At 62.8% G+C, this 514-nt stretch carries 1 pseudogene; it reads right to left on the bottom strand.

From position 1 onward, the window contains the following. Nucleotides 1–186: 186 nt before the first annotated feature. Nucleotides 187–514: pseudogene (locus BN2476_RS45005) on the bottom strand (tyrosine-type recombinase/integrase); the annotation flags it as partial.

Raw genomic sequence — 514 nt, 5'->3', positions numbered from 1 at the left:
TTTCAAGCAGAAGACGGCATACGAGGTTCGCCTTAGTCTCGTGGGCTCGGCGAATCAAGGCTGGCGGCGCTTGGCCAGTTTCTGTCGGGCGACTCGAGCGTGTCCCCAGCACGCCGGGTCGACACGGTGCGATAGCGGTTCAGGCCTCAAAGGTGAGGAAATCCGGGACCTCAAAGGTGAGGTTTCTCAGGACTGATCCGCTCCCGGTTTCCTCGTCAAACGCCCATCGCGCCGGGGTGCCGGCAAAGGCTGGGCCGCCGGGTCTGGAGCCTCGACGACGGGCAAATCCTGCTGGTCCATCCACGTTTGCCACGCGCGATACAAACGGTTCGCCGACACCGCCTGCACAAAACCCAGCCATTGGCCGACCAGTTCCGCCTCCACCCCACTCTCGAACAGATCCGCAGCAAAAGTGTTGCGCAATGTTTGCGGACTGGCGCGAGACTTCCGAGATGCGGCAATGCCGGCGCCGTCGATCAACGCGTCGACCGCTCGCAGCATGGTGGCTTTGTGC

It is taken from the genome of Paraburkholderia piptadeniae (assembly GCF_900007165.1).
Classification (GTDB): domain Bacteria; phylum Pseudomonadota; class Gammaproteobacteria; order Burkholderiales; family Burkholderiaceae; genus Paraburkholderia; species Paraburkholderia piptadeniae.
The sequence above is the reverse complement of the archived record's forward strand: the minus strand, read 5'-3'. Positions and strand labels throughout refer to the sequence as shown.